The 4,262-nt window shown below is 55.2% G+C and carries 7 protein-coding genes, 1 tRNA gene and 2 pseudogenes; 6 read left to right on the plus strand and 4 right to left on the minus strand.

Annotated features, from left to right (window positions below):
* Positions 1–92: 92 nt before the first annotated feature.
* Positions 93–278, plus strand: a complete 186-nt coding sequence (locus tag K0F75_RS16925) for a hypothetical protein (RefSeq protein ID WP_257604426.1) — start codon at positions 93–95, stop codon at positions 276–278.
* Positions 279–334: 56 nt separating this feature from the next.
* Here the strand turns inward: K0F75_RS16925 and K0F75_RS16930 are convergent, their stop codons facing one another.
* Together K0F75_RS16930 and K0F75_RS16935 are read right to left on the minus strand one after the other, a co-directional pair.
* Positions 335–676, minus strand: coding sequence for a type II toxin-antitoxin system HicB family antitoxin (locus K0F75_RS16930; protein ID WP_219063108.1), 342 nt, complete (start codon positions 674–676; stop codon positions 335–337).
* Positions 676–924: a type II toxin-antitoxin system HicA family toxin gene (locus K0F75_RS16935; RefSeq protein ID WP_219063109.1), complete on the minus strand. Its 249-nt coding sequence runs from the start codon at positions 922–924 to the stop codon at positions 676–678. Before K0F75_RS16935 ends, K0F75_RS16930 begins: the two co-directional genes overlap by 1 nt.
* A gap of 230 nt (positions 925–1,154) precedes the next feature.
* On the opposite strand from K0F75_RS16935, the pseudogene K0F75_RS25810 reads away from it, so the two are divergent.
* Positions 1,155–1,586: pseudogene (locus tag K0F75_RS25810) on the plus strand (hypothetical protein).
* Between the two features lie 192 nt (positions 1,587–1,778).
* On the opposite strand, the pseudogene K0F75_RS25815 reads toward K0F75_RS25810, so the two are convergent.
* Positions 1,779–1,889: pseudogene (locus tag K0F75_RS25815) on the minus strand (DUF1654 domain-containing protein); the annotation flags it as partial.
* 40 nt (positions 1,890–1,929) lie between these two features.
* On the opposite strand from K0F75_RS25815, the gene K0F75_RS16945 reads away from it, so the two are divergent.
* The 3 genes from K0F75_RS16945 to K0F75_RS16955 all read left to right on the plus strand — a co-directional run bounded on the left by K0F75_RS16945 (position 1,930) and on the right by K0F75_RS16955 (position 2,779).
* Positions 1,930–2,265: a hypothetical protein gene (locus K0F75_RS16945; RefSeq protein ID WP_219063111.1), complete on the plus strand. Its 336-nt coding sequence runs from the start codon at positions 1,930–1,932 to the stop codon at positions 2,263–2,265.
* A complete protein-coding gene (locus K0F75_RS16950) occupies positions 2,265–2,402 on the plus strand; it encodes a hypothetical protein (RefSeq protein ID WP_219063112.1) in 138 nt (45 codons plus the stop codon). The genes K0F75_RS16945 and K0F75_RS16950 overlap by 1 nt, the downstream gene beginning before the upstream one ends.
* A gap of 86 nt (positions 2,403–2,488) precedes the next feature.
* On the plus strand, positions 2,489–2,779 hold the full coding sequence (locus tag K0F75_RS16955; protein ID WP_374028808.1) for a tyrosine-type recombinase/integrase: 291 nt from the start codon (positions 2,489–2,491) through the stop codon (positions 2,777–2,779).
* Between the two features lie 103 nt (positions 2,780–2,882).
* Here K0F75_RS16955 and K0F75_RS16960 read toward each other — a convergent pair.
* Positions 2,883–2,959: transfer RNA gene (locus K0F75_RS16960), tRNA-Val, on the minus strand.
* Positions 2,960–3,142: 183 nt separating this feature from the next.
* On the opposite strand from K0F75_RS16960, the gene K0F75_RS16965 reads away from it, so the two are divergent.
* On the plus strand, positions 3,143–4,262 hold a 1,120-nt coding region (locus K0F75_RS16965; protein ID WP_257604415.1), incomplete at its 3' end, for an FAD-binding oxidoreductase.

Below are 4,262 nucleotides of genomic sequence, written 5' to 3' on the forward strand. Positions count from 1 at the left end.
GATTTCCGAGTTGCTGCCGCATAAATGGCAACCCGTTTAGTTACGCAAGACGGGATGCCCGGACGCATACAGACAAAGATCTTCTCCCCTCCCTGCTCTTCAAACTCAACGAGAATCAGATCACCCTGGAGGCTGCCATCATGGAGCTTGTGCTGTGTGTTGAGCAGCGCGGATCGACAGATGTAGGCAGGAACGTAGGCGGGGCGCTGAGCACCATTGAGGACAATCTTGAGTTTGTGACGCTCGGGATCGCTGAGCTTATGGGACTGAAACGATAGATTGAAATGAGGAAATAGACCGTCCCGGACTTTCCATTTCGACGCACGACTATCGCTCAGACGTGATGATCCAGATACTCGCTCAGCGCCTTTCGGGTCAGGTCATTCAGGGAAATGCTTTGCCGAGTGGCGACAACGCTGGCAGCCAAGTGTAGGTCGTGCCCTACCCTCACGTTGAATGATCCCTTGCATGGGATCTCGGGCTCTTGGCTCAAAGAGGCGCAGGTGTCGAGGTAATCATCCACCGCGTCGTGGAATGCCTGGGTTAGCTCGCTCACCGTCTCACCCTCATAGCTCACCAGGGCACGAATGAATTGCAGCTTACCAAACAGGCAATTATCTTCGGGACTGGCCTCTATAGAGCCGTAGTAGCCCCGGTGTTGCAGTAGCGTACTCATTAAATCAATCCTCCTGCCTTCAGGTGCTCGACAACCTGACGTTTGACGTAGGCTTTCAGCTCGTTACCGGGGTGCGGCTTGTGCAGGTTGATCATCGCCTGCGGATTGCCGTTACTGAACTTCACTCGGCTGCCTTCACCCTCGATCTGACTGAATCCCAGCCCTTTTAACAGCGAGACCAATTCCGGCCAAGTGAGCCCGGCCTGCTTGTTCAGTAGCTTGGCAAGCAGCTTTTCTTGCTTGGACATTTGGACTCCTTGTATGCGACTAACTTTAGTCGCACGCGGTCTGCTGGTCAATCACCCTTCCCGCATGACCTGATCCATGAGCCCGCCTACTGAGCGGGCTTTTGCTGCTTTTTAACTCAATTGGCATGCCAAAAAAACTGGTGAAGTCAAAATGCCATTATTTGATGTAGGATTTACCGAGTCAAAGCCCAGAAAGGGCTGAGAATGGATCGGCACTAAAGGAATTTTGAATGCTTGTACTTCGCAATTTTACCGCAGCCACGCTCATAGCATTGACCGCAGGCTGCGCTACAGGTCTTAACTCGTCTCAAGAGTCGGAGCTCGCAAGCTATCGCGCCAATAACCTAGCAGTGGAAGAGAAAAATCCTGGGCTTGCAGCTGGACTCGGCCTTCTGCCTGGTGGAGGCTCCTTTTATGGTCGCTCGTATGGCTATGGTGTAGCGAACCTATTGCTTTGACCAATCTCCATTCTTTGGGATCCAGTAAGCGGGTACGATGCGGCGGAGTCCATCAATTATCAAGCAACCAAAGCTCGCGTCACCAGCTTGAGAAGGCGCGAGATAGATGCGCTTGATACCAAGCTGGCTTCGGATGAGATCGACTTGAAGCGATATACCCTTGAAAAGCGCAAGGTTGATGAAAAGTACTCGTACAACCTTTGATCAATAAGGATCCAGCCACTCACGCGGCGGATCGCTTGCCCACTTCAAGTTGCTCTGCCACTCCCTGACTGATAATCAGGGATATCCTCCAAAGCCCGCCACTGAGCGGGCTTTTTTACGTCATCAAAACGGTGCAGCCTCCTCCACCTGGTCGTCTACAGCCTCGACAGGACGATCATCGTCCGTCAACGCCTCCCACTCTCGGTCGCCGTCCGTATCCAGGTGATGGATCGTCACCCAGCGCTGAGCCTGCGCTGCGGGGTGATTGATCATCGATGAGACGCGTAGCCCTAGGCGCTCTAACCGTTTGCATGGGGTTGTTCATCGTCATGGGTGCATATCCATGATCAGCAACCACACCAGCATCGTCGAACATAACCGATCAGAGTCGGCCGGCCTGGCTGCCGCTATGGCTGCATTTCTTGCGCGTGATGGGCGGATCGTTCAGGCGAAAAGCATCGAGCCCGAACCCAAACCTGCGCGCTCCGGAAGGGTTGACCCTGAAACGGTCCTCAAGCGCCGGCGCCGCTCTCCCACAGTGGAAGAACGCAAGATCCTGCGGACACTTGCCGATCCACGACGCGGACGATGGTCCTGTTTGCTGGTGGGCGCGGCGGGTAGTGACACCGTGATCGCCCTTGCCTACATGGCATGGCGCATCTACTCGGGATCGCAGTGATGAAGGCCCGCATCGAGAAGAAGCTCAGCAAGCGCCTGGTAGAAATGGCTCCATCGATATTCGCTGGTGTCTGGATCGACAAAGACGAGTCGAGCGAGCTTGCGTACAAGCAGCGCACCCGAGTGAGCCACGTATGAGGGAGGTTGTACTGTAGTGCCTACGATCTCCTATCGTCTCTCCATTTCTCATCCATTACAAAACGAAGTCCCGGCGGCGCGAACAAGTGGCAGCCAAGGAGCATTGGTCATCAGTCACGCCGGACTATCTGACCAAAGAGTTCACCAGGGCAAGAGACGCCGCGCATGCTTACGATTACATCGTGCCGATTGAGCGACCCACTTTCCACGAAATTCGCGCTTTGGGCTCATGGCTTTACGAGCCGCAAGAGTTTCCTGAGGAATACGTCCAGGCACTTCTAGGGCATTCGGATGCGAAGATGACGCGGCATTATCAGGAGGGGCACACCGAGAAGACTATCGAATACCAGACCGTCGGAGCAGACTTGAAATACTGATACCGCTGGTTCATTTTTCCAAAGCTTTTCCAAGCGCCAACAACAAAAAAGGGCCAACCTTTCGGTTGACCCTTCTAGACCGCCAGCAGGAGCGGATTTTGTTTGGTAGGCGCGACTGGACTCGAACCAGCGACCCCCACCATGTCAAGGTGGTGCTCTAACCAACTGAGCTACGCGCCTGCTGTGGGTCGGCATTCTACGGATATATGGATGTGTGTCAACACCTTTTTCGCGCTAACTCCATGAATATGCGTATTTTTTACGGATCGTCCTCTGCCTGTGACCTCACGGCTCACTGGTCGAGGTTTTTTTTCTCAGGTAGCATCTCGGTATCCGTAAAAAATATAAAACAGAGGTTGCAGGATGGCGAACACTCCTTACCCACAGTCTTATTACGCAGCGTCTGCGAACGCGGTGCCTGAGCGCCCTCGACTGGAAGGTGAGGTGGAAACCGATGTCTGCGTGATTGGCGCAGGCTATACCGGGCTTTCCAGTGCGCTGTTTTTGCTGGAGCACGGGTTTCGTGTGACGGTGATTGAGGCTGCCAAAGTCGGCTTTGGTGCATCGGGGCGTAATGGCGGACAGATCGTCAACAGCTATAGCCGCGACATCGACGTGATCGAGCGCACAGTCGGGCCCAAGCAGGCGCAACTGCTGGGTCAAATGGCATTTGAAGGTGCCACGATCATCCGTGATCGGGTGGCCAAGTATCAGATTCAATGCGACCTGAAGGATGGCGGCGTGTTTGCAGCCATCACCAACAAGCAGATGGGCCATCTGGAAGCGCAGAAGAAGCTCTGGGAGCGATACGGGCACACTCAGCTGGAACTGATGGACAAGCGCCGCATTCATGAGGTGGTGGCCTGTGATGAGTATATCGGCGGCATGCTCGACATGAGCGGCGGCCACGTCCATCCCTTGAACCTGGCGCTGGGCGAGGCTGCGGCGGTGGAGTCGCTGGGCGGTGTGATTCATGAGCAGTCGGCGGCGATTCGAATCGAGCGCGGCGCCAATCCAGTCGTGCATACCGAACACGGTCGAGTCCGAGCCAGGTTTGTCATCGTCGCCGGCAACGCTTACCTGGGTAATCTGGTGCCGGAACTGGCCGCCAAGTCGATGCCTTGCGGGACTCAGGTGATCACCACCGAGCCGCTGGGTGAGGCGCTGGCGAGGACGCTGTTGCCGCAGGACTATTGCGTTGAAGACTGTAATTACCTGCTTGACTACTATCGACTGTCCGCTGACAAACGCCTGATTTTTGGTGGCGGCGTGGTGTACGGCGCGCGGGACCCGGCCAACATTGAAGCGATCATCCGGCCGAAGATGCTTAAAGCCTTTCCGCAGCTCAAGGACGTAAAAATAGATTACGCCTGGACCGGAAACTTCCTGCTGACGCTGTCGCGCTTGCCACAAGTCGGTCGTCTGGGCGACAACATCTATTACTCGCAAGGCTGTAGCGGTCACGGTGTGACCTATACCCACC

The organism is Pseudomonas sp. UMAB-08, from assembly GCF_900095225.1.
In the GTDB taxonomy this organism is placed as follows: domain Bacteria; phylum Pseudomonadota; class Gammaproteobacteria; order Pseudomonadales; family Pseudomonadaceae; genus Aquipseudomonas.

Excerpts from the sequence above, each read along its gene's own strand:
- K0F75_RS16930 (WP_219063108.1), bottom strand. The coding sequence starts at position 676 with ATGAGTACGCTACTGCAACACCGGGGCTACTACGGCTCTATAGAGGCC.
- K0F75_RS16935 (WP_219063109.1), bottom strand. The coding sequence starts at position 924 with ATGTCCAAGCAAGAAAAGCTGCTTGCCAAGCTACTGAACAAGCAGGCC.
- K0F75_RS16945 (WP_219063111.1), top strand. The coding sequence starts at position 1,930 with ATGATCAGCAACCACACCAGCATCGTCGAACATAACCGATCAGAGTCG.
- K0F75_RS16950 (WP_219063112.1), top strand. The coding sequence starts at position 2,265 with ATGAAGGCCCGCATCGAGAAGAAGCTCAGCAAGCGCCTGGTAGAAATG.